Below are 26,370 nucleotides of genomic sequence, written 5' to 3'. Positions count from 1 at the left end.
AGAGCCTTGGCCATTGTGCTGTCCTCCGGAAGGGTTCTGGCCGGTCGCGCTCCGTATCGGGGTCATCAGGGAGCGCCGAAAATGTGTGCCGTCTTTCAGGGTGACACCGGCGAGGGCGACGGGTCAACCTGGGCCACGGTTATTAACGATACCTCGCTCACCAGCGGACCTGGCGCGGGACCGGCTGACATTTCGGGCACCGGTACGACGAACGGTTCATGAACGGCTCGCGACGGATCGGCCGGCCGTCCCGCGGGCAGGGCGATCCCTCCTGCCCGTAGACGTTCAGGCCGCGTTCGAAGTACCCGGATTCCCCGTTCACGTTGACGTACAGGGCGTCGAAGCTGGTACCGCCAACGGTCAGCGCCTCGGCCATCACGGCCTGCGCCTGCTCGAGAATGCCCTTTATTTGTAAGGGTTTCATCGTTTCTGTCGCCCGGGCGTAGTGCAGCTTGGCTCGCCACAACGCTTCGTCGGCGTAGATGTTGCCGATTCCGCTGATCGCGGTCTGGTCCAGCAGCGCTCGTTTGAGCCCGGTCCGGCGGCGGCGGATCTTCGCCGTCGCCCACTCCGGATCGAACAGAGGATCGAACGGGTCGCGGGCGATGTGGGCGATCTCGGCGGGCAGTTCGGCACCGCCCTCGGAGTACGACAGACCACCGAACATCCGCTGGTCCACAAAACGGACCTCTCCGCCGTCGTCGGCGAACCGGAACCGGACCCGGAGATGCGGTTCGTCGGGCGCGCCGACCGGCTGGACCCGGAACTGACCGCTCATCCCGAGGTGGGTCAATACCGCGTCACCGGACGTCAGGGGCAGCCACAGGTACTTCCCGCGCCGGGCCGGCTCCGCGAAAACCTGGCCCTTGAGCCGCGAGACGAAGTCCTCCGGCCCGGCGGCGTGTCGCCGTACCGGGCGGGGGTGCAGGACCTCGACGCTCTCGACGGTGCGCCCGGTGAGGAACTCCACCAGGCCCCGCCGTACGACTTCTACTTCGGGAAGCTCGGGCACTCAGGGCTGCTGCGAGGGGTCCGTGCTGTCGGGATGCGCGGCGCGCAGGGCCTTCCAGGCGGTCTCGGCGGCCTGCTGCTCGGCTTCCTTCTTGCTCCGGCCGATGCCGTGGCCGTAGGTGTCGGAACCGATCCGGACCCGCGCCTCGAACGTCTTCGCGTGGTCCGGTCCGGACTCCGCGATCACGTACTCGGGGACGCCGACGCCGAGCTGGGCGACCAGCTCCTGCAGCGACGTCTTCCAGTCCAGGCCGGCGCCGAGCCGGGCCGAGGACTCCATCAGGTCGTCGAACAGCCGGTGCACGACCCCGCCCGCGACCTCGAAGCCGCGGTCCAGGTACACGGCGCCGATCAGCGCCTCGACACAGTCGGCAAGGATCGACGACTTGTCCCGGCCGCCGGTGGCCTCTTCCCCGCGGCCGAGCCGCAGGTACTTGCCCAGCTTGAGCTCGCGGGCGACACCCGCGAGCGCACGCATGTTGACCACCGCGGCCCGTAGCTTGGCCAGTCGGCCCTCGGACAGGTCCGGGTGGTTCCGGAACAACGACTCCGTGACGATGACGCCGAGCACGGAGTCCCCGAGGAACTCCAGTCGCTCGTTCGTCGGCAGCCCGCCGTTCTCGTACGCGTACGAGCGGTGGGTGAAGGCGTGCTCCAGCAGTTCGTCAGCCAGCGATACGCCGAGCCGCTGGTTCAGCTCGGCGTAGAGCCCCGTTTCGTTGGCAGAGTTCACTGTGAAGGTGGCCGTTTAGCTCTCGACGACCTGGCGGCGCTCGCCCTTGGCGCCGTACTGGCCGCAGTTCGGGCAGACGGTGTGCTGCAGGTGCTTCGCGCGGCAGGCGGGGTTCACGCAGGTCACCAGCGACGGGGCAGTCGTCTTCCACTGCGCCCGGCGGCTCCGGGTGTTGCTGCGCGACATCTTCCGCTTCGGAACGGCCACGGTTATGACTCCTCGGTTCGGCCGGGGGCTGGTGGACCCGGCCGGCTCAGTCTGACGATTTCGGTACTTCGATGGTGCGTGGTGGAGCTGTTCAGTTGTCCTGCTGGTCCTGCTGGAGCAGGTTTCCGAGGGCGGCCCAGCGTGGGTCGGTCCCGTCCTCGTGCTTGTGGCCGGGCTCGTCCGCCAGGCGTACCCCGCACTCGGGGCACAGACCCGGACAGTCGTCCGTACACAACGGCTGGAACGGCAGCGCGAGCACCACCTGGTCCCTCAGCACCGGCTCGAGGTCGATCAGATCGCCCTCCATCCGGCTGGCCTCGTCCGGCTCGGCTTCGCTCTCCGGGTAGACGTACAGCTCCTGGACGTCAGCGAGGAACTCGTCCTCGATATCGACCAGGCACCGCGCGCACTCCCCGACCAGACGGCCGCGGGCCGTTCCGGTGACGAGCACCCCTTCGACCACCGATTCCAGCCGTAGATCGAACTGGATCGGATCGCCTTCGGGGACGCCGATCACGTCGATTCCGAGATCCGCCGGCGCCGGGCTCGAGAAGGTGACTTCGCGTTGGGACCCTGCGCGGCGGGTCAGCTCGTGGGTATCGATCACGAGTGGGGACCGCGGGTCCAAGACGCTCAGAACATCCCTTTCAGGCGTGGGCAGGCAAGAACTCGGTCTCGTCGAGACCGGTGATCTACACTACCAACTCCCCGGCGCTGCGCCCAATCCGGGGACGGTCACAGCGTGTTCAGTAACCGTGCGTGAACGGCCGGGGTCACGAACGTGCTGACGTCGCCGCCGAGGCGGGCGATCTCCTTGACCCAGCTGGACGAGATGAACGCGTGTTCCGGCGCGGTCGGCAGGAAGAACGTGTCGACGCCGGTCATCCGCCGGTTCAGCTGCGCCATCTGCAGTTCGTAGTCGTAGTCGGCAGCCGACCGCAGGCCCTTGACCATCACCTCGGCGCCCTCGGCCCGGCAGTAGTCGACCACGAGCCCTTCGAAGGAGCCGATCCGGACGTTCGGGAACGGCTCGACCAGCTCGGTGAGCATCTCGATCCGCTCCTGCGGCCCGAACAGCCGGTTCTTCGACTGGTTCACCCCGGTCGCGACGATCAGCTCGTCGAAGGCGGCAGCCGCCCTCGTGATGACGTCGAGGTGCCCGACCGTTGGCGGGTCGAAGGTCCCTGGAAAAACAGCTCTGATCATTGGCCAGCCTTAACCATGGCGGTGACCGTACCAAAGCCGGGCCTCGCCGTACTTGCGGTCCCGCAGCGCGGCGAACCCCTCGGGCCAGTCCCACGGCTCCCGTTTCCCGCGTTCCACGACCACCACCGCGTCGTCTGCGAGCCAGCCGTGCGCCACCAGGCCGGTCAGCACGTCCTGCAGCTCGGCGGTCTCCAGCTTGTACGGCGGGTCCGCGAACACCAGGTCGAACACCGCGGGGGCGTCACCGGCCGTCACCTTCTCCACGGGCCGGGTCAGGAGCGTCGCCCCCGGCAGGCCCACGACCTTGATGTTGGCCGCGATCACCTCGGCCGCTTTCCGGTCCGATTCGACCAGCACGACCCTCGCGGCACCACGGGACAGTGCCTCCAGCCCGATCGCGCCCGATCCGGCGTACAGGTCGAGCACCGCGAGCCCGTGGAAGCTCCCGAACTCGGATTCCAGCGACGAGAACAACGCCTCCCGCACCCGGTCCGCGGTCGGCCGCGTCCCACTCCCCGGCGGTACGCCGATCCGCCTCCCACCGGCCGCTCCCCCGATCACGCGCGTCAATGCTTCTCCAGGTATTCGGTGGTCTCGGACTGCAGGGCGCTTCGGACGATCGCGAGGAGCTCCGGGAACTCGGACAGGGCGGGGTCGACTCCGACGATCCTGGTGGCCTCGTGCCGGGCCGCGAGGATGATGTCCTCGTCCCGCAGCACGCTGAGCAGTTTGAGGCTGCTGCGCCGCCCGGACTGCGCGACACCCAGTACGTCGCCCTCGCGGCGGGTCTCCAGGTCGATCCGCGACAGCTCGAACCCGTCGGTCGTCGACGCGACCGCGTCCAGGCGCCCGTACGACTTCGATCCGGCCCACAGGTCCGTGACCAGCAGGCACAGCCCGGGCACCTTGCCCCGCCCGACCCGGCCGCGCAGCTGATGCAGCTGCGAGATGCCGAACCGGTCGGCGTCCATGATCACCATCGTCGAGGCGTTCGGTACGTCGACCCCGACCTCGATGACCGTGGTGGCGATCAGGACGTCGATGTCGCCGGCCGCGAACCGGGACATCACCGCGTCCTTCTCCTCGGCAGGGAGCCGCCCGTGCAGGATCTCGACGCGCAGGTCGTGCAGGATCTCGGCCAGCGCCTCGGACACCTGCAGCACCGAGATCGGCGGCCGCGCCTGCTTCTTCCCGCCTTCGTCGGTCTCGAGGAGCTCGCCCTCCTCGTCCTTCGCGTTCTTGACGTCGTCGCCGATCCGCGGGCACACCACGTACGCCTGGTGGCCCTTGCCGACCTCCTCGCGGACCCGCGCCCAGGCCCGCTGCAGCCAGTCCGGCCGCTCCTTCGCGGGCACCACGGACGACTGGATCGGCGACCGCCCGGCCGGCAACTGGGTGAGCGTCGAGACCGCGAGGTCGCCGAACACTGTCATCGCCACCGTGCGCGGGATCGGCGTCGCGGTCATCACCAGCACGTGCGGCGTGTTCGCCCCGGATTTCGCGCTCAGCGCGGCCCGCTGCTCGACCCCGAAGCGGTGCTGCTCGTCGACCACCACGAGCCCGAGATCCGCGAACTGGACCTTGTCCTCGAGCAGCGCGTGCGTCCCGACCACGATTCCGGCCGCGCCGCTGGCCGCGTCGAGCATCGCCGTACGGCGGGACGCGGTGTTCAGCGAACCGGTCAGCAACCCGATCTTGGTGGCATGCTCCGCGCCGCCGAGCATGCCCTGCTCGGCCAGGTCGCCGAGCATCTTGGTGAGCGTCTTGTGGTGCTGGACGGCCAGCACCTCCGTCGGCGCGAGCAGGGCCGCCTGGCCGCCGTTGTCGACCACGGACAGCATCGCCCGCAGCGCGACCACGGTCTTGCCGGAGCCGACCTCGCCCTGCAGCAGCCGGTGCATCGGGTGCGGCCGGGCGAGGTCGGCGAAGATCTCCTCCCCCACCTCGGCCTGGCCTTCGGTCAGCTCGAACGGCAGCCGCTGGTCGAAGTCGTCGAGCAGCCCACCGGCCTGCCGCGGCCGCGGTACGGCGCTCAGCGCGTCGGTCACCGCGCGGCGCTGGGCGAGGATCGTCTGCATCACCAGCGCTTCCTCGAACCGGAACCGCTGCTGCGCGTCGTGAATGTCCTTCTCGGTGTCCGGAAGATGCACCTTCTGCAGGGCTTCGCGCAGACCGAGCAGCTTCTCGTTGCGCAGCACGAGGTCCGGCACGGGATCGTCGATGCGGTCGTCGAGGCTGTCCAGGACGATCTTGACCGAGCGCTCGATCGTTGCGGTCGGCAACTTCCCGGTCGCCGGGTAGAGCGGGCGGAACGGCCGGGCCCGGCGTTCGATCTCGGCCTCGGTGAGGTCGTCCTCGTCCAGGATCTCGGTGCCGGGCCCCTTCAGCTGCATGGTGTCGCGGAACATCGTCACCTCGCCCCAGAACAGCGCGGCGGTGCCGGGGGTCAGCTTGGTCAGCAGCCAGGGCTGGTTGAAGAACGCCAGCTCCAGGTCGTTGCGGCCGTCGGTGACCACGACCTTGGTGATCGTCCGCTTCTTGCGGAACTTGTAGACGTCGTCGGCCTTGATCTCGACCTTGGTGTCCAGCGCGCGGGCCGTGACCTTCTTGACCCGGCCGCTGACGGTCGCCTGGTCGCCGACCTCGAGCTCGTCGAACGGGGTCAGCTCGCCCTTCTTCAGGTACCGCCGCGGGTAGTGCCGCAGCAACTCGCCGACGGTCTCGATCTCGAGCACGTCCGCGAAGGTCTTGGCGGTCTTGGCCCCGAGGAAGTCCCGGAGCTTGCGGTCCATATCCGTTTTCATTCGACCCCGATCAGGAGCGGATACCTGTCCTGTCCTCCGTCGTACACCACGACGTCGACATCTTTGCGTTGCCGGCGGACGTGCCGCTCCACGGCGTCGGCCAGGGCCGGGTCGGCGTCGCGGCCGGTGACGATCGTGAGCAGCTCGCCACCGCCGCCGAGCAGCCGGTCGACGACCTCCAGCGCCGCCTCCTCGAGGTCCGCGGTGATCAGCGCGAAGTCGCCGTCGACGACGCCGAGTGCGTCGCCGATCCGGCACCGGCCGGCCATCGTCCAGGCGTCCTTGACCGCGATCGTGACGGCGCCGTGCCGGGTCTGCCCGGCGGCGGCCGAGAGGTGCACGACGTCGTCGTCGAAGCTGCGGTCCGCGTCGTGGACGGCGATCGCCGCGAGGCCCTGGACCTGGGCGCGGGTCGGGATCACGGCGACCCGGATCCCGTCCTGGCGGGCGGCGGTGGCGGCGGCCTCGGCGACCGCGATCGAGTCCTGGTCGTTGGGCAGGATCACGATCTCGGGCGCCTGGGACTGCTCGATCGCCTGCAGCAGTTCGCCGGTGGAGCAGCGGCGCCCGGGGCCACCGCGGATGATCCGGGCGCCGGCCTCGCTGAACAGGCCGGCGAGTCCCTCCCCGGCCACGACCGCGATCACGGCCCGGCCGGGAGCGGGCTCGTGGTGGTGCGCCTGGTCGTCGAAGTGGGTGACCCGGATCCGGTGCGGGCGGCCGATGTCGATGCCGTGCTCGATCGCGGCGCCGACGTCGTCGGTGTGCACGTGGACGTTCCAGAGTGCGTCGCCGCCGACCACGACGACCGAGTCGCCGAGCGCGGCCAGAGCCTGCCGGAAGTCGCCGATCTTGTCGTCGGGCGCGTCGAGCAGGTACATCACCTCGTACGCCGGTCCCTCCTGGCTCTGGGCGCTCTCGCCCTGCGGCTCGACCCTGGCCGGTACGTCGACCCGCACGTGCTGCCCGGTGAGGACCGATTCCATCGCACCCAGGATGACGACGAGGCCCGCTCCCCCGGCGTCGACGACGCCCGCGCGACGCAGTACGTCGAGTTGTTCGGTCGTCCTCGTGAGGGCCTGGCGGGCGGAGGCGACCGCGGCGAGGCAGACGTCGGCGAGTGTCTTGCCGTCGTTCGCGGCGGTCATCGCGCCGGTGGCGGCGGCACGGGCGACGGTGAGCATCGTGCCTTCGACGGGCTGCGCGACGGCCCCGTACGCGGCGTCGGCGGCGTACCTGAGCGCGTCGGCGAACGCGGCGGCCTCGCTCATCTGAGGATCAGCGGCTGTGTGGTGCGGGAGGTTCTCGTCGAGGCGGAGGCCGCAGGCGCGGATCAGCTGGGAGGTGATGACGCCGGAGTTGCCGCGGGCGCCGAGCAGGGCGCCGCGGCCGAATGCCTGGATCGCCTCGGTGAAGGTCAGTTCGCCCTTGGGCAGCGCGTCGCAGGCGGCTTCCCAGGTCAGGTAGAGGTTGGTGCCGGTGTCGCCGTCCGGTACCGGGTACACGTTCAGCTCGTCGATCTCGGTCCGGGCCCGGGCCAGGTCGGCCAGTGCGGTCCGAGCCCAGGCCCGCAGCACGTCGACGGTCAATTCCTCCACGCCCGGAAGGCTACTCGTCCACACCCCAACAGACGCCCATCCCCTCACCCCCTCCCACGCCCGTCCCACGCCCTCCTCCCACGCCCGACATCCTCCCCAAACCGGTTTGGGGAGGACCCCGGCCTGAACTGGGGAGGCATACCCCCCTGAATCGGGCAGTAGGGCTCCCCAAACCGGTTTGGGAGGGGGCGGGGCGGGGTGGATAGGGTCGGGGTGGCGGCGAGAGGTGGGAGTGGTTGTGGGCGGTGGCAGGAGTGTGTTGTTCTCGGCCGCGGCCGACAGTTACGAGCTCGCTGTGCGGGAGATCCGGGGCGAGTTCGGGCGGGACGTGCGGGTCCAGCGGGTCGGTGCGGAGCTCGGGCGGGTCGAAGGGCCGCCCGTGGAGGCGTTCGCGGCGGCGTGTGACGCGGGGCGGATCATGTTCGTCCGGCATCTGACGGTGGAGATCGCGAGCTTCGAGGAGCTGCCGCCGGAGTACGAGCTGGCTGAGGTCGTGCTGGGCGAGCTGCCGGAGTATCCGAAGGCGCTGGCGGTCCAGGCCTGGACCGACGCGGCCGGCACCGGCGGATCGTACTACCACCGCCTGGAGGAGGCGCTGGCCGGCCGCGGAGTGGCCGTCACGCGTTCCGGGCAGGAGTACGTCGTCTCGTGCTTCGCGGGGCGCAAGGCCGTGCTGCTCGGGCTGAACCGGCTCGCGGACAGCCTGTCCGACTGGCCGGGCGGGCGGATGCGGCTGGCCCGGGGTGACGAGCGGGTCTCGCGGTCGGAGTTCAAGCTGGAAGAGGCGATCGCGACGTTCGGGCTGGAGCTGCCCCGCGGCGGGAAGGCCGTCGACCTCGGCGCCTCGCCGGGCGGCTGGACGCGGATCCTGCGGCAGCACGGGCAGGAGGTGTGGTCGGTCGACCCGGGGTCGCTGGACCCGCGGCTGCGGGGCGATCGCCGGATCCATCACGAGGCGACGACGGCGGGCCGCTTCTTCGCGGCGAACGCGAACCGGGTCCGCTTCGACGTGGCTGTCAACGACATGCGGATGGACCAGGTGACGAGCGCCCGGATGATGCTGGACGCGGCGGCGCACCTGCGGCGCGGCGGGCTCGCGATCGTGACGCTCAAGGGCGGCGGCAGGAACCCGCTGGACGGCGCCCGCCGCGGTATCGAGATCCTCGGCGAGCGGTACGACGTACGGCACGCCCGGCAGTTGCACCACAACCGGAACGAGATCACGGTCGTCGCGCACCGCCACTGACCCACAGCACCACCCACAGCACATGAGCGGATACCGGTTCAGGTGACTGGTCCGCGGGTGGTGGTTTGCGGAACAAATGTTGCAGCAGGTGACGAAAATGTTCCGGAGAGCCCACGTGACGAGCCGCTCGCGTGGTGGGTTCTCCCCTCGTATACGAGCAGGGAACCCTGCAGTCCGGGGATGACCCTCAGCTGCGCCGCGAGGTCCGGAGCGGCCTCGCGCCGGTCCGGGCGACGAGGAGACTGGGCAAACACGACAAGGCGCCCGGGGTGAACCGGGCGCCTGTCGAAGGCCCTACACGGAGGAGAGCTTCAGGTCAGCCGACGACGCGCTGGACCTTGCCGGCCTTGATGCAGGAGGTGCACACCTTCATCTTGGTGGGCGTGCCCTTGATGATCGCGCGGACCGGCTGGATGTTGGGGTTGAACCGGCGGGGCGTACGAGCCTTGACCCGCCGGATCATCGCGCCCTTACCCAGGCGGGCAACGCTGTTGCCGAACGTCGGCTGCTTGCCGCAGACATCGCACTTCTTAGACATGATTCTCCGTGTTCAGGGTCGAGACACCGACAGACCATGTTACATGCGTGTCAGCGCCCCACCAATTCGGCTGTAAGGCACACAGTCAGGCAGTGAGGTAGGCCACTTCGTCGTCCGTCAAGGACACCGAGAGCCCCGGAGTCGAGGTCCGGGTTTCGCTGACGTGCCGCGGCCCGATCAGCGGAAATACAGGATACGGCTGGTGCAGCAGCCACGCCAAAGCGATCGCGGTCGGCTCGACGCCCTTGGCGGCCGCCAGCTCCCGCGCCCGGTCGAGCCGGCGGAAGTTCTCGTCGGAGTAGAAGCAGCGCACGAGCTCGGCGTCCGAGGTGTCCTCCGGCTTGGCCCGTCCGGTGAAGAACCCGCGGGCCTGGCTCGACCACGGGAACAGCGCGACCTGCCGCTCCCGCAGCCATTCCTGCGACTCGTCGTCAGCCACGTGCCGGCAGCCGGCCCACGGTACGTCGTACGCCCGCGCGAGGCTGAGGTGGTTGCTGAGCAGAGTGAACGGCTGCTTGCTGTTCGCCTCGGCGTACGCGTTCGCCTCGTCGAAGCGCGCGGTGGACCAGTTCGAGCCGCCGAACGCCTTGATCCGGCCGGCCTTGAAGTGCTCGTCGAGGACGTCGACGAACTCCGAGACCGCGATGTCCTCGTTGTCGCGGTGCATGAAGTACAGGTCGACGTGGTCGGTCTGCAGCCGGTCGAGGCTCTCGTGCAGCTGCCGGGTGATCGACTCGGGGTCGCAGTACGGCGTGTGCGCGCCCTTGCCGATCACGACGACCTCGTCCCGGTTGCCGCGGGACGTCATCCACTGCCCGAGCAGCTTCTCGCCCCTGCCGCCGCCGTAGATGTACGCCGTGTCGAACGTCGTACCGCCGCGCTCGACGAAGTCGTCGAAGACGACCGCCGCGTGCGGGAGCGTCTGCTGGTTGTCGACACCCATCACGAGCCGGGACACCTGCTTGTCGACGCCCGGCACGTGGCCGTACGTCATCGGGGCGTCGTCCCGGCGGCTGAGCGGGCGCCCGGTCGCGGTCGGGATGATCGCGTCGTCCCGCTCGCTCGCGTACTGCTGCCCGATCGCGGCCCGCCACTGGTCCTGGACGGTGAGGTTGCCGAGCGTGTCCGCCCAGCTCATCTCCGGCGCCTCCTTCGCGCCGGCGACGATCGCCGCCTGCACCGCCTCGGCCTCCGCGGTGTAGATCAGCGCCGGCTCCGCGGAGATGTCCCGCGGCTCCTCCCCGACCTTGTGCAGCGTGACGTGGGTCGGCTTGCCGTCGCCGCCGAACCACGGGTCGTCGACCTGCAGGTAGCCCTTGCTGCCGTAGACCCGGACCTGGTTCTTGTCACCGAGCCGTACGCCGGTGCTCACCTGGGCGGTCACGCCGCCGTCGAAGAACAGCGTCGCCACCGTCCACTCGTCGACACCGGTCTCGCCCACGGTGCCGACCGCGGACACCGCGGCCGGGTCCTGGAACGGCTGCCCGGTGGCCGCGCCGGCGATCAGGCGGGCCATCGACACCGGGTAGCCGCCGACGTCGAGGATGCCGCCGCCGGCCAGGTCGTCGGCGAAGATCCGGCTCTCCGGCCGGTACCCGGCGGCGAACGCGAACGTGGCCTGGATCTGGTGGACGGTGCCGATCTCGCCGTCGCGGACCAGCTGCGCGACCAGCTTGGTCTGCGGCAGGCACCGGTACATGTACGCCTCCATCAGGAAGACGTCGTTGCGGACGGCGGCCTCGATCATCGCCTCGGCCCACGCGCGGTTGATCGCGAGCGGCTTCTCGCACAGCACGTGCTTACCGGCCTCGGCCGTCTTGATCGCCCACTCGACGTGCATCGGGTGCGGTGTGGCGATGTAGACGGCGTCGACGGTCTCGTCGGCGAGCAGGTCGTCGTACGAACCGTGCCGGTTCGCGATGTCCCACTTGTCGGCGAAGGCGTTCGCCGAGTCGAGGGACCGGCTGCCGACGGCGACGACCTCGTTGGTCTTCGACGTCGGCACCTGGCTGGCGAACCGGGACGCGATGTTGCCGGTGCCGATGATGCCCCAGCGGAGCTTGTGGTCAGTCAAAAGAGATCCCGTGTCTGGTTTGTCGGTTGGGTCAGAACTTCATGGCGCCCGCGGCCAGGTCGGCGATGAACGAACGGGCGCCGATCAGGAAGACGCCGATCAGCGGGACGACGCTCATCAGCGCACCGGCCATCACCATCGAGTAGTCGGTGCCGTAGATGCCGTTCAGCTGGTCGAGTGCGACCTGGAGGGTGAGGCGGTTCGGGTCGGTCATCACGATCAACGGCCAGAGGTAGTCGTTCCAGACGTTGATGAAGGTGAAGATGCCGAGGAAGGCCAGACCGGGCCGGAGCACCGGCAGGCCGACGGTCAGGTACTGCCGGAAGAATCCGGCGCCGTCGACCTTGGCGGCCGAGATGAGTTCGTCGGGGATGGCGCCCTTGGCGTACTGGCGCATCCAGAAGATCCCGAACGCGTTCGCCGCGCCCGGGATGATGAGGGCCTTCAGCGACCCGATCCAGCCGAACTCGGCCAGCGTCACGAACTGCGGTACCAGCGACAGCTGCGCCGGGATCATGAAGGTCGCGAGCAGCAGGCCGAACAGCAGGTTCCGGCCCGGGAACTCGTACTTCGCGAACGCGAACGCGGCCAGCGAGTCGAAGAACAGCACCAGGACCGTGACGCCGAGCGAGGCGATCAGCGTGAGCAGCATCGAGCCGAAGAAGTCGATGTTGTCGAGCACCTTGCCCATGTTCTCGAACAGGTGCGAGCCGATCAGCAGCTTCGGCGGGTAGCTGAAGATGTCCGGGGTGGTGTTGGAGGCCATCACCACCATCCAGTAGAACGGGAACAGCGAGACCAGCACGCCGAACATCAGCACGATGTGACCGACGGCGGTGCGAATGCGCTCAGTCGACGTTTGCATGGACATCTGCGGCCTCCCTCTTGGCATTCTGGGCTGCGATCCTGCGTTCCACCCGCCGAGCGGCGCGTCGGGTCAGTCGTTCGTCGTCGTTTCCGCCGATCAGCCGCCAGTTGATGATGCTGAACAGCACGATCAGGATGAACAGCGCCCAGCCGATCGCGGCGCCGTACCCGAACTGGTTCTTGATGAACGCGCTCTGGTACAGGTACGACACGATGGTCAGGCCGGCGTCGCCGGGGCCGCCGATGTTCGAGGTGTCGCCGAACAGCACCCGGGACTCGGTGAAGATCTGCAGTCCGCCGATCGTCGAGGTGACCGCGGTGAACAGGATCACCGGCCGCATCATCGGGACGGTGATCCGCCAGAACGTCTGCCGCGGGCTCGCGCCGTCCACCTTGGCGGCCTCGTACACGTCGGCGGAGATCGCCTGCAGGCCGGCCAGGTAGATGATCGCGTTGTAGCCGACCCAGCGCCAGGTGACGATGGTGGCGATCGCGATCTTGATCCCCCACGGCGAGGTCAGCCATTGCACCTCGCCGACGCCGATCGAGCGCAGGAACGCGTTCAGCAGGCCGAAGTTGTTGCTGAAGATCGAGCCGAACACCAGGGTGATCGCGACCACCGAGGTGACGTTCGGGATGAAGTAGGCGATCCGGTAGAAGGTGCGCAACCGGGTCGCGTTGTGCAGGGCGTTGGCGATCACCAGCGCCAGCAGCAGCATCGGGACCGTCGAGAGCACCCAGATGATCATCGTGTTGCCGATGGTCTTCCAGAACGTCTCGTCGGTGAGCAGGTAGCGGTACTGCTCGAGGCCGACCCACTTCATCTGCCCGATGCCGTCCCAGGAGTGGAACGAGATCCAGATCGAGAACAGCACCGGGAACGCGCCGAAGATCGCGAACAGGATGAAGAACGGCGAGACCGCGGCGTACTGCGGGAACGCCTGCCGGTACTTGTTCGGCGGCTTCTCCGCGGCGGCGGACGGCCGGGTGATGGCGGCCGGGGCCGTCTTGCTGGTGACAGCCATGTCAGATCGCCCCCGCTCGGGTCAGTTCGCGTTCGATCTGGTGCTGGGCGTCGGCCCAGGCCTGATCCGGGTCCTTGCCGGACGCCTCGACGTTCACCAGTTCGGCGCCGATCGGGGTGTCGATGATGGTGTCGTACGGCGAGAAGTACGCGCCCGGGTACTTCTTCGCGGACTCCGCGAACACGTCGACGATCTTCTGACCGCCGAAGAACGGATCCGGCGCACTCAGCCGCGAGTCGGTGTAGCTGGCCGGCGTGGACGGGAACAGCACCGGGTCCAGGAACGCCTGGGCCTGGTTCTTCGCCGACTCCAGCCAGCTGATGAACGCGAACGCCGCCTTCGGGTTCTTGCAGTACTTCGTGATCGCCAGGAAGGACCCGCCCTTGTTGCCGGCGCCACCAGGAGCCGCCGTCACCCGCCAGAGTCCCTTGGTCTTCGGCGCCGCGTTCTTCGGCCCGAGCTGCGCCCACCAGACGGCCCCGTTGTACGCGACGAGCTGGCCGTTGGTGACGACCGCGTTCTTGTCGGTCGAGTTCTGGGCGTTGGCCGAGAGCCCTTCCTTGACCACCCGGACCGCGAGATCGAACGATTGCCGGACGTGGTCCTGATCGCCCAGGTACTGGCCGTCCGGCGTCATGTAGCGCTTGGACTGCTGCGCCATCCGGTAGCCGTAGATACTGGTGATGTTGTCGGTGATCGCGGAGCCGGGCACGGCCTGCTTGAGCTTCTTGCCGAGCGTGATGAAGGCGTCCCAGTCCGGGGCGATCCCCGCAACCGCGGCCGGGTCGATGTCGACGCCCGCCTTCTGGAAGATGTCGGTCCGGTAGAACAACGCGGTCGGCCCGGTGTCCATCGGGTAGGCCATCATCTTGCCCTGCGGCGTGACCCCCCACTTCCACTTCCAGGGCAGGAAGTCCTTCTCCAGCTCCTTCGCGCCGAGGTCGTACAGGTCGTGGAACTGGTCCGCGTTCGGGAAGTACGTCGCGACGTCGTCGTTGATCGCGACGATGTCCGGGACCAGGGACTTGCCGGCCAGGGCGGTCAGCACCTTGGTCTTGTAGTTGGAGCCGATCCGGGTCATTGCCAGCTTCATGCCGTCGTACCCGGGAATCGCCTTCTCCGCCTGGCCGATCAGGTCGTCGTTGACGGACCCGACCCAGGTCCACATGCTGAGCTCGTTCGATCCGCCCAGCGAGCTGCGGGATCCGCAGCCGGTGAGACCCGCGGCGGCGACGGCGGAGCCGGCCGCGAGGAAGTGCCTTCTGCTCAGGGTCATAACCTCACCTGGCGCTTTCTGTTGGTTTTCGCCGGAAGGTGTCCACATATGTTTACGTAGCCATTAGGTAAGCGCATACCGACTGAACCGGTCAAGCCTCCGATGACAAGATGGGATGCCATGAGACCCAGCGCAGTCCTCTTCGACGCCGACGGGGTCGTCCAGCGACCCGATCGCGACTGGTCGGCCCGTTTGACCTCCCTCGTACCCACCGACGGCGACGCGTTCGTCGCGGACCTGATGGCGGCCGAGAAGCCCGCGCTGGTCGGGAAAGTCGATTTCCGGGACGCGCTGGGCGACGTACTGCGGCGCTGGAACTCGCCGGTTTCCGTCGACGAAGCGCTCGAGCCGTGGAGCTGGTTCGTCGCGGAGCCCGCGGTGATCGCGCTCGTCCAGTCCCTGCGCGCGGCCGGCATCGGGTGCCACCTGGCGACCAATCAGCAGGGATACCGGCGGGCGATCATGCAGGACGAGCGCGGGTACGGCGCATGGTTCGACCAGACGTTCTACTCGTGCGACCTCGGGCTCGCCAAGCCGGACCCGGCGTACTTCCGGGCGATCCTCGGTGCGCTCGATCTGCCCGCCTCCTCCGTGCTGTTCATCGACGACAACGTGGCCAATGTGGAGGGCGCCGCGAGCGTCGGGCTGCGCGCGGAGCTGTACGACCTGTCGGCCGGCGTACCGGCGCTCATCGAGCTGTTTCGGCGTCATGACCTGGCAGACACCCTCTGAGGTCTTGTAAGGACGTGAAGGCTGTGACATCGTCACCGGGCAACTGACAACGTAGGACAGTCCACCAGCCGCTCACTGGAGGCACCACATGTCCGATCGCCGATTTTCCCGCCGTACCGCGCTGGGCCTCACCGCCGGCCTGGGTCTGGCCGCGACCGTCTCACCGTCCTTGGCGTTCGGCGCCGCGCCCGCTCCGGCGGCCTTGTCGGCGTACCCCAAGGGACAGCGGCCGCGGATGCTGAACGTCTTCGACGAGTCCACGCTGAGCCTGCCGGAGCGGACGCTGGCGACGACGCTGCAGGGCCTGATGGCGCGGCGCGGCGGCGAATCGCTGTACCTGAACCTGCCGACGCTCGGGTACCAGCACTGGCTCGACGGCCTGGTGTCGCAGTACGGCGTCCGGACGCGGACCGGGGACCTGTGGAAAACCGTTCAGCGGTCCGGCGTCACCGGATATGTTCTCTTCCGTACGGGCACCCCGTCGGTCAACGTCGCGACCACGCTCGCGGGCGTCACGGGTGCCGTGGCGATCGAGGAAAGCTTGGAGGCACTCGCGATCCAGCACGGATTGCGCAAGGTCCTGGACGTGCGGGACAAGGACGACCGCTGGGTGTTCGAGACGTACTGGCCCCGGCTGCGGCACGACGTCGCGGTCGAGCAGCGCGCGGACATCCCGGAGCGGCTCCGGGACTACGTCACGATGGCGGGGACGTTCGCCTTCTTCGACGGCAACTCGGAGTTCCGCGCCGAGGTGGTCGACGCGCTGGACGACGACGGCACGGTCATCGGCTGGGGCGACGCCTCGGCGGGCGAGGACGCCTTCATCGGCGTGAACTCGGCCACCGGCGTCAAGGCCCTGCCCGCCGACCACGCCCGCAACCTCTCGGTGCTGTCAGGCATCACCGAAGACCGCCTGTCGCAGCACGTCCCGGCGCAACCTCCGACGCCGGATCCCGACGCGCATTACGTCAGCTTCCTGATCACCGACGGCGACAACATCCAGTGGGCACTCGGCGACTTTCCGACCGATCCGCGGTGGTTCGGGAGCCCGCGCCGGGGTGAGGTCGACCTCGGCTGGGGCATCTCACCGTCGCTGATCGATCTCGCACCGTCCGTCATGCGCTGGTTCTACGACCAGTCGCGCAAGGATCGCTGGGTGGTCGGTCCGTCGGGCGGCGGATACATGTACCCGAGCCGCTACCCGGCCGCCGCGCTGGACAAGCACACCGCATCCCTCGCGCGGGCCATGGGGCGGTCCGATCTGTCGGTCGCGCAAATCATCGACTTCGACGCGTTCGAGAACACCCGGCTGTGGTCGTCGTACCTCAAGCGGCCCGAGATCGACGGCCTGATCTACCTCGAGTACTCGCGGTACGACGGTCTCAAGGGCAAGGTCGTCTGGTCCGAGGGCAAGCCGGTGATCTCCGCCCGGACCATGCTCTGGGAGGGGCTCGACGGCGCCGACGAGGCCTCGGTCACCGCGGAACTGAACGCCGCGACCCGCAACCCCTTCTCCACGGCCGGCTACTCGATCGTCGTCTGGCACGCGTGGAGCAAGTCCGTCGACAACGTCCTCTCCGTCGTCGACGGACTCGCCCCTCACGTCAAGGTCGTCCCGCCGGACACCTTGGTGCGCATGGTCGGCAAGCACGCCAGACCGTAGTCGTCGTTCAGGTGCGGGGGACCTTGAGCTTGTCCCAGGTCTGCTTGCCCGGGATTCCGTCGGCATCGCTGCCGGGCTGTGCGACCGAGCCCTGGAAGCCGAGTTTCCGTTGCCAGGCCGAGTAGGACTTGAGGTCGCCGGTCCCCCAGGTGTCCTTGTTAGTCTGGGTTTCGTACCGGTTGCAGTCGACGTCCAGGAGCCGTTGGTGCATCGCCGCGATGATCGGGCTCTTGCGGCCCATCACGAAGAACGACTTGCCGGGGAACGTCACGAGCCCGGTCCGCGGCCCGGGCGAGTGGACGTACGTCGGGCGCCCGTAGCCGGCGATCGTGCTCGCCATCCGGGTGTGCCGGCCGCACTTGTTGCTGTAGTTGCCCTCGATCGTGTAGACCTTCGAGCCGCTGACCCCGGTGACCAGGCCGACGTGGTCGATCCGGGACTTGAGATCGGTGCCGTCCCAGTCGAAGAAGACGATGTCACCGCGCCGGATCCCCGCGACGTCGACGTGCCACTGGCCGTGGTTCTTGAACGCCTTCGCGTGCGCCGTGGTCAGCGCGAAGTCCTTCCCGAACGTGACCGTGCTGTGGTTGCCCGAGTTGAACGCCCAGAACGTGATCGATGCGTCGCACCAGGCGAAGTTTCCGTTGAACGCCGGGCCGTTGCGGTCGCGGTACCACTTCTGGATCTTGTTCGGTTCGCCGAGCCCGAGGTCGAGTTCGGCGGTGTGGATCATGTCCTCGAGGCCGCTCATGATCCGGCCTCGCCGGTGTACGCCGGTGCCAGGTCGCCCGACGCCCGCCCGTACTCCCCGTCTTCGGCAGGCCCGAACTCGGCCTCCAGCTCCGCCGCCTCGTTGTCGATGTCGTGGTCGAAGCTCGGTTCGACGAGCAACGCGGCCTGCTCTTCCTGCGTCATCTCGTCCGGCAACTCGTCCAGCTCTTCCAGCGACGGCCGCCCGTTGTCGGTCATGGCAATGCCTCCCCCTGCCCACGATGAAAGCCCCCAGCCCTGATCCCTCCATCATGCTCCGGCCCGTGAGCTTCGACTACAGCTCACGGAAGTACACCGCCACCGGCAATTTCACACATCCGATTGATTCGTAGAACGCCCGCGCCGGCGCGTGGAAGTCGTCCCCGCCGGTGCCGATCTCGACGTACTCCGCACCTGCCGCGCGCATCGCCGCGAACGCGTGCTCACAGAGCGCGGTAGCGATGCCGGCCCCGCGATGCTCGCGCGCGACCGCCAAGAGCTCGACCGTCGCGTGCCGGCGGGCGGTGTCGAGCCACCAGGCGACGTACCCGGCGGGTACGTCGTCTGCGACGGCAACGGCGACGTACTTGTGTGCGGCGGGATCGTGCAACCCGGCGACCTGGGTGCGGTAGTCGCCGCGCCAGTCGCCGTGCTGGCGGGTGAAGATCAGCTCGCCGACCAGGGGCCGGAACGATTCCTCGTAGAACGGCCCGAACGTGTCGATGGTGAGGTCGATCAGCCGGGCCAGGTCAGCGTCGACGTACGAACGAATGTGCATGGAGCGTGCCTCTCGCGAGCGAAGGAGAAATCCGGGCAGGCGCGACCGGCCCACCGCGCACAGGCGGCGATGGGTCCGGGATCAGCGCCGGGTACGCCCGGCGGCGAAGCACTCCATGTCCGCGATGTTAGAGGGTCACCGGCGGCACGGCGACCGGAATCGTGTGGACCTGACCGGTTCGCGGGCCGTTGGTGAGGCGGTCGAGGTTGTCGGTGATGCTGTCGTCCGACCGCCATTCCGCGGTCAGGATGCAGAGCGTCGGACCGTCGAAGTCGACCAGGCCGAGCGAGAACGGCGCCCGGTTCTCGGGGATCTCGATCCGCTCGAGGATCTCGCCGTCCGGCGCGATGCGGACCACGCCCTCACCCCAGGTCTGGGACCAGATCGCACCCTCCGCGTCGAGGACGATGCCGTCCGGGCCGAGGTTCTCGGCGTACACGCGCCGGTTCGACAACCCGCCGTCCGGCTCGACGTCGAACGCGGTCAGCCGCCCGGCGAACGACTCCGCGATCACCAGCGTCCTGCCGTCCGGCGTCAGCACCATCCCGTTCGGGAACTGGATGTCGCCGGCGACCTGCCGCGCCTGGCCGTCCGGCGTGACCAGCTTGATCCAGCCGGGGACCGGCTCCGCACCGCCGGCGAAGTCGAAGTCCGCGCCGTCCAGATAGATGTTGCCCTGGGCACCCACCACGATCTCGTTCGCGCCCTGCTCGGCGAGCACGGTGATCGAGCCGTCGGGCTCGTACCGGCGCAGTTTGTCGCCGGTGGTCAGCATTCGGCCGTCCGGCAGCCAGTCGACGGACCAACCCATCAGGCGTCCGACCGGCGCCTCGAAGGTCTCGGTCTTGCCGTCGGCGTCGACGGCGATGATCTGCTGCGCGATCCAGTGGCAGAACCACAACCGGCCGTCGTGCCAGCGTGCTCCTTCGGGAAAGGCCAGGCCGTCCAGCAGAAGCTTCATCACGTCACCTCGTTCGTCGTTGCGGGCTCGTTCACCCCCTACACGAACGCGGCCCGGTCAGATCGACGGCTGAGCAGAAAAAGTATCGCGATCAGCGGCAACGTCACCAGGTACGCCGTCCGCAGGTCGACGACACGTGCTAGTACGGCGAGGAGCGCCGGCGCGACCAGGATCGCCGTACCGGAGGCCATCGCACCGACCGCGGCGAGACGAGCCGAGCTGAGACCGGGGATAGCTACGAGGGCTGCGAGCGTTACCGGGTACAGCGGGGCCACTCCGAGACCTGCTACGACCAGGCCGAGCGCGACCACGGCCGGTGCGTCGAACAGGCTCACCAGCAGCGTGCCGCAGGCGGCGAGTGCTCCGGACGGAAAGACCGGCGACCAGCCGCGGTAGCGGATCGGTCCGATCGCGCGGCCGACCGCCATACCGATCGGGAACGCACTGCCGAGCAGCGCGGCCGCCGCAGTAGGCAACCCACTCGCCACCAGCCGCGCCACCGCCCACACCACGAAGCAGAACTCGACCGACACCGCGAGCACAACCCGGAGCCACCCCGCGCCGACGTCCATCACGACCCGCCGCCCCACCCGCCGCCACTTCCGCCCCAACCCAACCGCCGGCGCCGAATCAATCAACACCGGCACCGCTTTCTCTGTTGGCTGGAGTGGGCTGGAGCGCCGGTTCAGTACTGCTAGGAGAAGGAGGGGAGGTGCCGCGGCGAGCATGGCGTACCGGCCGCTCGGACCGAGACCGTCCAGCGTGCCGATAGCCAGCGGCGCCAGGATTCCGGTCCCGCTGGCGACCGCGTTGACCCGACTGAGGCGAGCAGCCGCAGTCGGGCCGTTGAGCATCAGCGGAGCAACCAAGACAAGCAGCGCGCCGCCAAGCCCAACCAGCAGCCCGCCGGCGATAGCGACCGCGTACACCGGCGCGACCGCAATGAGGACCGCACCCATCGCACACACAACCGACCCAAGCCCAAGCACCGTAGGCATCGACCACAGCTTGAGCATCCGCGGACCAACCACCGCGACCAGCATCAACCCAACAGCGAACCCCGAGGACAGCAGCGCCAGCCGGCTCGTCGGCTCGTCAAGATCCCGCGCAAGGATCGCCACACACGCACCGAGCCCGGCCAGCACGAACCCCATCGCGGACAGCGCGATACCGATGCGTACCTCGTCGCCGCGGGCACCGCTCCGCGGCGGGGCCTGAGCGCCCGCGGTCATTCCAGACCTTTGAACAGCGTGTCGAGCCGGTGCAGGTCAGCCAGCTCGATATCCGCCGCAATACCCTTCAGACCGGCCGTGAGCGCACCAGACGCCTGCCCTGCCGACAACCCGACAACGGTGTCCTCGACCACCAGGCACTCAGTCACAGGTACGCCGAGCAGCTCCGCCGCCCGCAGGTACCCCTCCGGGTCCGGCTTGCCACGGCTCACATCGTCGACCGTCACGAGGACCGACGGCGCGATCCCGGCCGCGGTCAGCCGTACCTTCGCCAGTTGGGCCGGCGCACTGGTGTAGACCGCCCACGGCACACCGATCCGCCCGAGCGTCCCAAGGAGGTCCAGCGCACCAGGCTTCGCCACCACCCCGTCGACGTCGTTGACCTCGAGATCGAACACTCGCGCCCAGGCCGCGGTCCGTTCCGCCGGCGACGCGTCCGGCAGGAAATGCGTCACGGTCGCCATCGCCGGGTTCCCGTGCGCGACCGCGAGTACGTCGGCCGGCACCAGACCGTACTCGGTCGCCCACCGGCCCCAGCTCCGGTCGACGACCGCGTCGGAATCGACCAGCGTGCCGTCCATGTCGAACAGCACCGCGCGGATGTCCCGGATCTCCATGACCCCTCCCGTTAAACTCGTTCTCCGAGCATAACGGGAAGGGCAGTGATGACTCCAGTACGCCGTGGACAGTGGCAGACGGCTGCGGACGTGCTGACTCAGCTCACCCGTCAGCCCGGGATCACACGGGCCGCGGTCGCGCGGGCGCTGCGGCTGAGCACGGGTTCCGCGACCGAGGTCACCGCCCGGCTACGCGACGTACAACTGCTGACTGAGGTACCTGCTCCCAGTCAGGGGCGTGGTCGGCCGACCACAGTGCTGCAGCCGCACCCTCAGGGACCTGTGGTTCTCGCCCTCGACCTCCGGCAGAGCAGCTGGCGGAGCGCGGTGGTAGCGCTCGACGGGTCGCTGCAAGAACCGCAGTACAGGCGACACCGGAGTCGGCGTGCGCAGGTCGTGCTGAACAACCTGCGGCGTGAGGTGGAGCAGGCGCAGCAGCGGTACGGCGCTCGGCTCCAGATGGTCAGCCTCGCCGTACCGGGCACCGTCCGTGACAACCGCCTGATGCAGGCGCCGACGCTGGAGTGGGTCGAGCTGGACCTTGCACAGGTCACGGGCGACACCGGCGTACCGCTGCTCGCCGGCAACGACGCGACGCTGAGTGGGGTGGCTGAGGCGCGTACGGGCGCTGCTGCGGGAGCCGGTACGGCGGTACACCTGATCATCGAGGTGGGGATCGGCGGGACGCTGCTGATCGACGGGGTGCCGGCACAGGGCGCGTCGGGAGCAGGCGGCGAGTACGGCCACATGCCCTTCGGTGACCGGTCCCGTACCTGTCCGTGCGGTGCCCGTGGCTGCTGGGACTTGGAGATCGACGGACGCGCCCTGGCCCGCTACCTGAAGCAGCCGACGCCGGACGACCCCGTTGCCTACGCCGAAGAGGTACTCCGGCGCGGCGACCGGGCTGCCCGTGCCGCAGTGACCAGGGTGGTCACCGCACTCGGCTACGGCATCGCGGGCCTCGTCAACGCGCACGACCCGGATGTGGTCACGATCGGCGGCCTAGCCATCCCCCTGCGAGCAGCTGCGGAGGAGACCTTCGCGGAGGCGTACGAGAGCGGTCTGATGACGTTCCACCGCAGTACTCCCCCACCGGTCCTGCCGGCCACCTACCAGCCGGACGGACCGCTACGTGGCGCCGCCGCGCTGGCCCTCGACCAGCTGACCACTGAGCAGGCCATCGCAGCCTGGGTCGCCCAGCGCTAGTCGGCGACCTCGACTTCTTCAGCAGCCTCTTCTTCAGCGGCCTCTTTCTCTTCAGTACGAGGCTTGGGGACGATCGGGGGTTCTACCTTCGCCAGGATCTCGAGGATGTCGTGGCGGTGGTGCTGGATCTCGTGGGCGGTGTGCCGGATGATCCAGCCCAGCGTGCGCGGCGCCCGGACCGGATAGTTGTACAGCCCGAGCTTCCCCAGCTCCTGCGGCTGCAGCACTCGCGCCGCCGCCCCGAACTCGCGCGCGAACCGCACCAGCGCGGCCGCGACCTCCATCGGGTCCTGGTTCTCGTACTTCTCCTGCTTCACCCGCCCGGTCCGGTCCATCGGTGCGTACACCGGCCGGTCCTCAGCCAGGCACTGCGCGATACGGAGCCGCTGCACCTCGAGTACGTCGCGCACGTGGCACGCGTACTCGATCGCCGACCACACGTCCGGCTCCGGCCGCAGCCGCACCACGTTCGGGTCCGGACCGGCCGCGGCCTTCGTCAGCGCCATGCTGCAGTCCGCCGACTGCCGGACGAGCAGCGTCACCGTCCCCTGCAAGGTCCCGGTGTCGTAGCTGAAACCGCACTGCTCGCAGTACCCGTCCACCGGGGGCTGCTTACTCAACTGCTGCTCCCTCTGAATCTCCATGCGTGATCGACCGGGCCGATGCCATCGCCGAGCGCGAACCCGGCCGCGATCGCCCCGGTCACGTACTCCTTCGCAGCGCCGACGGCACCCGGTACGTCGTACCCACGAGCAAGGTACGACGCGATGGTGCTCGCCAGCGTGCATCCCGTGCCGTGCGTGTGCCTGTTGTCGGCTCGGAGCGCGCTGTACGAACGCCGTACCCCTGGTCCGTGCAGTACGTCGACGGACGCCGTACCGACATCGTGGCCGCCCTTCACCAGCACCCAGGACGCGCCTGCCTCCAGCAGAGCCTTCGCAGCGAGCTCCCGGTCCTCTACGGTCTCCAAGTCAACGCCAGAGACCGGACCGAGCTCAGTGAGGTTCGGAGTGAGGACCGTGGCCAGCGGGACGATCTCCGCGCGCACCGCCTCCATCGCGTCGGCCGCCAGCAGAGCGTCGCCGTGCTTGGACACCGACACCGGATCGACCACGACCGGCACGTCCGGCGGCAGCGTCCGCAGCAGCGACGCGACGACCCGGACCATCGACTCGGACGCCAGCATGCCCGTCTTCACCGCGTCGACCCCGATGTCGTCCACCACGCTGCGGAACTGGGCGCGGACCTGCTCCTCCGGCAGCTCCCAGGCTCCCTGGACGCCGACGCTGTTCTGCGCGGTGATCGCGGTCAGCACGCTCATCCCGTGGACGCCGTTGGCGAGCATCGCCTTCAGGTCCGCCTGGATCCCGGCCCCGCCGCCGGAGTCGGAACCGGCGATCGTCAGCACTCTGGGGGGCGGCATCTCAACTCCTGAAATGGGCGTGTCCGGTGTCCGCAGCATACGGCGCGCCGTCCACGGTCACCGTCCCGGCCGGTCGCTCCTCGTTGCCCTCAGCAACCGAGCCGATCACGGTCCAGCCCTCGGGGACGTCGGCCGGCTCGAAGGTACCCACCAGGGCGTGGTCCTCGCCGCCGGTCAGCACGAACCGCAGAGCGTCCACACCGGTCGCCGCGGCCACCGCCTGCAGCGGCTCGGGCACGGTCAGCGCCTTCGTGTGCACGTCGATGATCACCTGGCTCGCCGCCGCGATATGGCCCAGATCGGACAGCAGGCCGTCGCTCACGTCACACATCGAGGAGGCCCCGGCGAGCGCTGCCCGCGGCCCTTCGGCGTACGGCGGTTGCGGGCGCCGGTGTGCCTCGACGACGGCCCGTGGCGAGCGGAACCCGCGAGCGAGCACCGCCCAGCCGGCCTCGGCCCAGCCGAGCCGCCCGGCGTACGCGACCTCGTCCCCCGGGCGGGCGCCGGAACGCAGCACCGGCGGACGGCCGTCCAGCGAGCCGAACGCGGTCACCGAGACGACGATCTTGTCGGACTGAACGGTGTCACCGCCGATGATGCTCGCCTCGACCAGTTCGCACTCGTCGACAAGGCCCTGGTTCAGTTCCAGCGCCCAGGCGGTCGGCAGGTCGGCAGGGCCGCCGAAACCCACCACGAGCGCGGTCGGCCGGGCACCCATCGCCACCACGTCGGCCAGGTTCTGTGCGGCGGCCTTGCGACCCACGTCGTACGCCGACGACCAGTCCTGGCGGAAGTGGCGGCCCTCGACCAGCAGGTCCGTCGTGATCACCATGCGGCCGTCCGGCACCGCCATCACGGCCGCGTCGTCACCGGGACCGACCAGGACGTCCTCACCTGTGGACAGCCCTTTGGTGACGGCCGCGATCAGGCCGAACTCACCCGTGCTCCCCAACGTCTCTGTCACGTCAGCAGACCTCCCATATCGCTAGGCGGAGTCTAGGCGGTACCGTGACCGGGCAACGAAGAGTACGCCCGGCGCTCCCGCAGTACGCCTGTGGGTGCCCGGAGCCAGCTGAGGACGACTGAGTGGAGAACGACGTGGTGGTCCAGGCCTACATCCTGATCCAGACCGAAGTCGGCCGTGCGGCCGACGTCGCGGCACAGATCGCCGAGGTCCAGGGCGTCACCCTGGCCGAGGACGTCACCGGTCCGTACGACGTGATCGTCCGCGCGGAAGCCCGCAACGTCGACGAACTGGGCAAGCTGGTGGTTGCCCGGGTCCAGAACGTTCCCGGCATCACGCGCACCCTGACCTGCCCCGTCGTCCACATCTGACCCTCCACACGGGACCCGCCACTTCTCAGCATGCCCAAACTCGCATCCCGGACCATTGGTGCTGCACTCTGTCTGCTGCTGATCGCGGGGTGCAGCCCGGGGCCGACGCCGGTGCCTGTGCCCTCCCCCGCGCCCGAGGTTGCCGCCGCCTGCGCCGACCTGGTGAAAGCACTCCCCGCCAAGGTCCTGGACGCGAAGCGCCGTGAGGCCTCCCCGAACAGCCCGCTGACCACGGCGTACGGCGACCCGCCGATCGAAATGACCTGCGGCGTCACACCCCCGGCCGGCATGGCCGAGGCCCAGTCCCAGTGCTTCGAGGTCAATGGCGTCGGCTGGTTCGCCAAGCAGGTCGAGAACGGCTTCATCTTCACCACCATCGGCCGCTCCCTCTACTTCGAGGTCGCCGTCCCCGCCAAGTACACCCCCGAAGCCAACGCCCTCACCGACGTCGCCGACGCCGTCCACAGATTCGACAAACTCGTCACGCCCTGCACCTGACGACTGCATACTCCTTGGCGAGATCGAAATTTTCTCTGCCGCTCGTGTCCGGTCGTGTCCGGTCGGGGAGTTGGGAGGCGACGTCTCGGGTGGAAGCGCCCCTTGCGGTGGGGTGCTCGGAGGACGGGAGAAGTTGATGAAGTACATGATCCTGACGTACGCGTCGCAGCAGGACTACGACGGGATGGCGGGGAAGGACACGGGCAAGCCTGCCTGGAAGCCGGAGGACTTCGCGGCGATGGGGGCGTTCATGGAGAAGTTCAACAACGAGCTGATCGAGTCGGGTGAGCTGGTCGAGACGCGCGGGCTGGCGGCGCCGGTGCTGACCCGGCGGCTGGGCTCGAAGGACGGGCAGTCGGTGGTGACCGACGGGCCGTACGCCGAGACGCAGGAGGTGCTCGCGGGGTACTGGATCGTCGAGTGCGAGTCCTTCGACCGGGCCACCGAGATCGCGTCGCGGCTCGCCGACACGCCGGCGCCCGAGTTCGCCCGCGCGACGGCGTACGCGGACATCCGGCCGCTCGTCGAGGGTCGCGACGAACTGGTGGAGTGAGTGACGATGACCGCGCTTCTGGATGGGCTGCCGGCGT

The 26,370-nt window shown here is 68.9% G+C and carries 29 protein-coding genes; 7 read left to right on the top strand and 22 right to left on the bottom strand.

All coding sequences use genetic code 11. The annotated features are described in order from the left end of the window. Positions 1 to 157: 157 nt before the first annotated feature. The 8 genes from mutM to E0H50_RS22860 all read right to left on the bottom strand — a co-directional run bounded on the left by mutM (position 158) and on the right by E0H50_RS22860 (position 7,559). Positions 158 to 1,012 (bottom strand): bifunctional DNA-formamidopyrimidine glycosylase/DNA-(apurinic or apyrimidinic site) lyase, encoded by an 855-nt coding sequence (gene mutM / locus E0H50_RS22895; protein ID WP_131291814.1) that lies wholly within the window; start codon positions 1,010 to 1,012, stop codon positions 158 to 160. Next, the gene (gene rnc, locus E0H50_RS22890; RefSeq protein ID WP_131291812.1) at positions 1,013 to 1,744 is read right to left on the bottom strand and encodes a ribonuclease III; all 732 of its coding nucleotides are present in this window, start codon (positions 1,742 to 1,744) and stop codon (positions 1,013 to 1,015) included. A 15-nt stretch (positions 1,745 to 1,759) separates the two neighbouring features. Next, a complete protein-coding gene (gene rpmF / locus E0H50_RS22885; protein ID WP_130387616.1) occupies positions 1,760 to 1,951 on the bottom strand; it encodes a 50S ribosomal protein L32 in 192 nt (63 codons plus the stop codon). 91 nt (positions 1,952 to 2,042) lie between these two features. Further along, on the bottom strand, positions 2,043 to 2,558 hold the full coding sequence (locus E0H50_RS22880; RefSeq protein WP_165547255.1) for a YceD family protein: 516 nt from the start codon (positions 2,556 to 2,558) through the stop codon (positions 2,043 to 2,045). A 128-nt stretch (positions 2,559 to 2,686) separates the two neighbouring features. Then, entirely contained in the window at positions 2,687 to 3,157 is a 471-nt protein-coding gene (coaD, locus tag E0H50_RS22875) for a pantetheine-phosphate adenylyltransferase (RefSeq protein WP_131291808.1), read from the bottom strand. A gap of 9 nt (positions 3,158 to 3,166) precedes the next feature. Beyond that, a complete protein-coding gene (gene rsmD, locus E0H50_RS22870; RefSeq protein ID WP_337590385.1) occupies positions 3,167 to 3,718 on the bottom strand; it encodes a 16S rRNA (guanine(966)-N(2))-methyltransferase RsmD in 552 nt (183 codons plus the stop codon). Positions 3,719 to 3,723: 5 nt separating this feature from the next. Then, positions 3,724 to 5,961 carry an ATP-dependent DNA helicase RecG gene (recG, locus tag E0H50_RS22865; protein WP_131291804.1) on the bottom strand — a complete coding sequence of 746 codons (2,238 nt, stop codon included), beginning with the start codon at positions 5,959 to 5,961 and terminating at the stop codon, positions 3,724 to 3,726. Further along, entirely contained in the window at positions 5,958 to 7,559 is a 1,602-nt protein-coding gene (locus tag E0H50_RS22860; RefSeq protein ID WP_131291802.1) for a DAK2 domain-containing protein, read from the bottom strand. The genes recG and E0H50_RS22860 overlap by 4 nt, the downstream gene beginning before the upstream one ends. Positions 7,560 to 7,797: 238 nt before the next feature. Between E0H50_RS22860 and E0H50_RS22855 the strand changes: the two genes are divergently transcribed. Next, a complete protein-coding gene (locus E0H50_RS22855) occupies positions 7,798 to 8,805 on the top strand; it encodes an SAM-dependent methyltransferase (RefSeq protein WP_238151150.1) in 1,008 nt (335 codons plus the stop codon). 316 nt (positions 8,806 to 9,121) lie between these two features. Here E0H50_RS22855 and rpmB read toward each other — a convergent pair whose 3' ends face one another. The 5 genes from rpmB to E0H50_RS22830 form a co-directional block, all read right to left on the bottom strand. Beyond that, positions 9,122 to 9,343 carry a 50S ribosomal protein L28 gene (gene rpmB / locus E0H50_RS22850; protein WP_130387610.1) on the bottom strand — a complete coding sequence of 74 codons (222 nt, stop codon included), beginning with the start codon at positions 9,341 to 9,343 and terminating at the stop codon, positions 9,122 to 9,124. 85 nt (positions 9,344 to 9,428) lie between these two features. Further along, the gene (locus E0H50_RS22845; RefSeq protein WP_131291800.1) at positions 9,429 to 11,417 is read right to left on the bottom strand and encodes an aldo/keto reductase; all 1,989 of its coding nucleotides are present in this window, start codon (positions 11,415 to 11,417) and stop codon (positions 9,429 to 9,431) included. Positions 11,418 to 11,448: 31 nt separating this feature from the next. Further along, positions 11,449 to 12,288, bottom strand: coding sequence for a carbohydrate ABC transporter permease (locus E0H50_RS22840; RefSeq protein ID WP_131291798.1), 840 nt, complete (start codon positions 12,286 to 12,288; stop codon positions 11,449 to 11,451). Continuing rightward, positions 12,266 to 13,309 carry a carbohydrate ABC transporter permease gene (locus tag E0H50_RS22835; RefSeq protein WP_131291796.1) on the bottom strand — a complete coding sequence of 348 codons (1,044 nt, stop codon included), beginning with the start codon at positions 13,307 to 13,309 and terminating at the stop codon, positions 12,266 to 12,268. Before E0H50_RS22835 ends, E0H50_RS22840 begins: the two co-directional genes overlap by 23 nt. Before the next feature lies 1 nt (position 13,310). After that, positions 13,311 to 14,585 (bottom strand): ABC transporter substrate-binding protein, encoded by a 1,275-nt coding sequence (locus E0H50_RS22830; protein ID WP_131291794.1) that lies wholly within the window; start codon positions 14,583 to 14,585, stop codon positions 13,311 to 13,313. A gap of 120 nt (positions 14,586 to 14,705) precedes the next feature. Here E0H50_RS22830 and E0H50_RS22825 point away from each other — a divergent pair, with 120 nt between their 5' ends. Continuing rightward, a complete protein-coding gene (locus E0H50_RS22825; RefSeq protein ID WP_131291792.1) occupies positions 14,706 to 15,317 on the top strand; it encodes an HAD family hydrolase in 612 nt (203 codons plus the stop codon). Positions 15,318 to 15,405: 88 nt separating this feature from the next. Continuing rightward, entirely contained in the window at positions 15,406 to 16,980 is a 1,575-nt protein-coding gene (locus E0H50_RS22820) for a GxGYxYP domain-containing protein (protein WP_131291790.1), read from the top strand. A gap of 7 nt (positions 16,981 to 16,987) precedes the next feature. On the opposite strand, the gene E0H50_RS22815 is transcribed toward E0H50_RS22820, so the two are convergent. From E0H50_RS22815 to E0H50_RS22790, 6 genes are all read right to left on the bottom strand, one after another. Further along, positions 16,988 to 17,731, bottom strand: coding sequence for a peptidoglycan-binding protein (locus E0H50_RS22815; protein ID WP_202868277.1), 744 nt, complete (start codon positions 17,729 to 17,731; stop codon positions 16,988 to 16,990). Continuing rightward, positions 17,728 to 17,949, bottom strand: a complete 222-nt coding sequence (locus tag E0H50_RS22810) for a hypothetical protein (RefSeq protein WP_131291788.1) — start codon at positions 17,947 to 17,949, stop codon at positions 17,728 to 17,730. Before E0H50_RS22810 ends, E0H50_RS22815 begins: the two co-directional genes overlap by 4 nt. Positions 17,950 to 18,025: 76 nt before the next feature. After that, entirely contained in the window at positions 18,026 to 18,508 is a 483-nt protein-coding gene (locus tag E0H50_RS22805) for a GNAT family N-acetyltransferase (RefSeq protein ID WP_131291786.1), read from the bottom strand. A gap of 127 nt (positions 18,509 to 18,635) precedes the next feature. Then, positions 18,636 to 19,469 (bottom strand): SMP-30/gluconolactonase/LRE family protein, encoded by an 834-nt coding sequence (locus tag E0H50_RS22800; protein ID WP_131291784.1) that lies wholly within the window; start codon positions 19,467 to 19,469, stop codon positions 18,636 to 18,638. 38 nt (positions 19,470 to 19,507) lie between these two features. Then, on the bottom strand, positions 19,508 to 20,701 hold the full coding sequence (locus E0H50_RS22795) for an MFS transporter (RefSeq protein ID WP_131291782.1): 1,194 nt from the start codon (positions 20,699 to 20,701) through the stop codon (positions 19,508 to 19,510). Further along, positions 20,698 to 21,318: an HAD-IA family hydrolase gene (locus E0H50_RS22790; RefSeq protein WP_131291780.1), complete on the bottom strand. Its 621-nt coding sequence runs from the start codon at positions 21,316 to 21,318 to the stop codon at positions 20,698 to 20,700. The genes E0H50_RS22795 and E0H50_RS22790 overlap by 4 nt, the downstream gene beginning before the upstream one ends. A gap of 48 nt (positions 21,319 to 21,366) precedes the next feature. Here E0H50_RS22790 and E0H50_RS22785 point away from each other — a divergent pair, with 48 nt between their 5' ends. After that, entirely contained in the window at positions 21,367 to 22,524 is a 1,158-nt protein-coding gene (locus tag E0H50_RS22785) for an ROK family transcriptional regulator (RefSeq protein WP_131291778.1), read from the top strand. Here the strand turns inward: E0H50_RS22785 and E0H50_RS22780 are convergent. The 3 genes from E0H50_RS22780 to E0H50_RS22770 are packed head-to-tail and all read right to left on the bottom strand — an operon-like array spanning position 22,521 to position 24,911. Next, the gene (locus tag E0H50_RS22780) at positions 22,521 to 23,144 is read right to left on the bottom strand and encodes a DinB family protein (RefSeq protein ID WP_238151149.1); all 624 of its coding nucleotides are present in this window, start codon (positions 23,142 to 23,144) and stop codon (positions 22,521 to 22,523) included. The two genes, E0H50_RS22785 and E0H50_RS22780, sit on opposite strands and share 4 nt — an antisense overlap. Further along, on the bottom strand, positions 23,141 to 23,947 hold the full coding sequence (thiD, locus tag E0H50_RS22775) for a bifunctional hydroxymethylpyrimidine kinase/phosphomethylpyrimidine kinase (protein ID WP_131291774.1): 807 nt from the start codon (positions 23,945 to 23,947) through the stop codon (positions 23,141 to 23,143). The genes E0H50_RS22780 and thiD overlap by 4 nt, the downstream gene beginning before the upstream one ends. A 1-nt stretch (position 23,948) precedes the next feature. After that, positions 23,949 to 24,911: a thiamine-phosphate kinase gene (locus E0H50_RS22770; RefSeq protein ID WP_131291772.1), complete on the bottom strand. Its 963-nt coding sequence runs from the start codon at positions 24,909 to 24,911 to the stop codon at positions 23,949 to 23,951. A gap of 134 nt (positions 24,912 to 25,045) precedes the next feature. On the opposite strand from E0H50_RS22770, the gene E0H50_RS22765 reads away from it, so the two are divergent. From E0H50_RS22765 to E0H50_RS22755, 3 genes are all read left to right on the top strand, one after another. Further along, entirely contained in the window at positions 25,046 to 25,282 is a 237-nt protein-coding gene (locus E0H50_RS22765) for an Lrp/AsnC family transcriptional regulator (RefSeq protein WP_170990044.1), read from the top strand. A 30-nt stretch (positions 25,283 to 25,312) separates the two neighbouring features. Beyond that, positions 25,313 to 25,780 carry a DUF3515 domain-containing protein gene (locus E0H50_RS22760; protein ID WP_131291770.1) on the top strand — a complete coding sequence of 156 codons (468 nt, stop codon included), beginning with the start codon at positions 25,313 to 25,315 and terminating at the stop codon, positions 25,778 to 25,780. Between the two features lie 136 nt (positions 25,781 to 25,916). Next, on the top strand, positions 25,917 to 26,333 hold the full coding sequence (locus E0H50_RS22755; protein WP_131291768.1) for a YciI family protein: 417 nt from the start codon (positions 25,917 to 25,919) through the stop codon (positions 26,331 to 26,333). Positions 26,334 to 26,370 lie beyond the last annotated feature (37 nt).

Origin of the sequence: Kribbella sindirgiensis (assembly GCF_004331435.1) — a bacterium.
Classification (GTDB): Bacteria; Actinomycetota; Actinomycetes; order Propionibacteriales; family Kribbellaceae; genus Kribbella; species Kribbella sindirgiensis.
The sequence above is the reverse complement of the archived record's forward strand: the minus strand, read 5'-3'. Positions and strand labels throughout refer to the sequence as shown.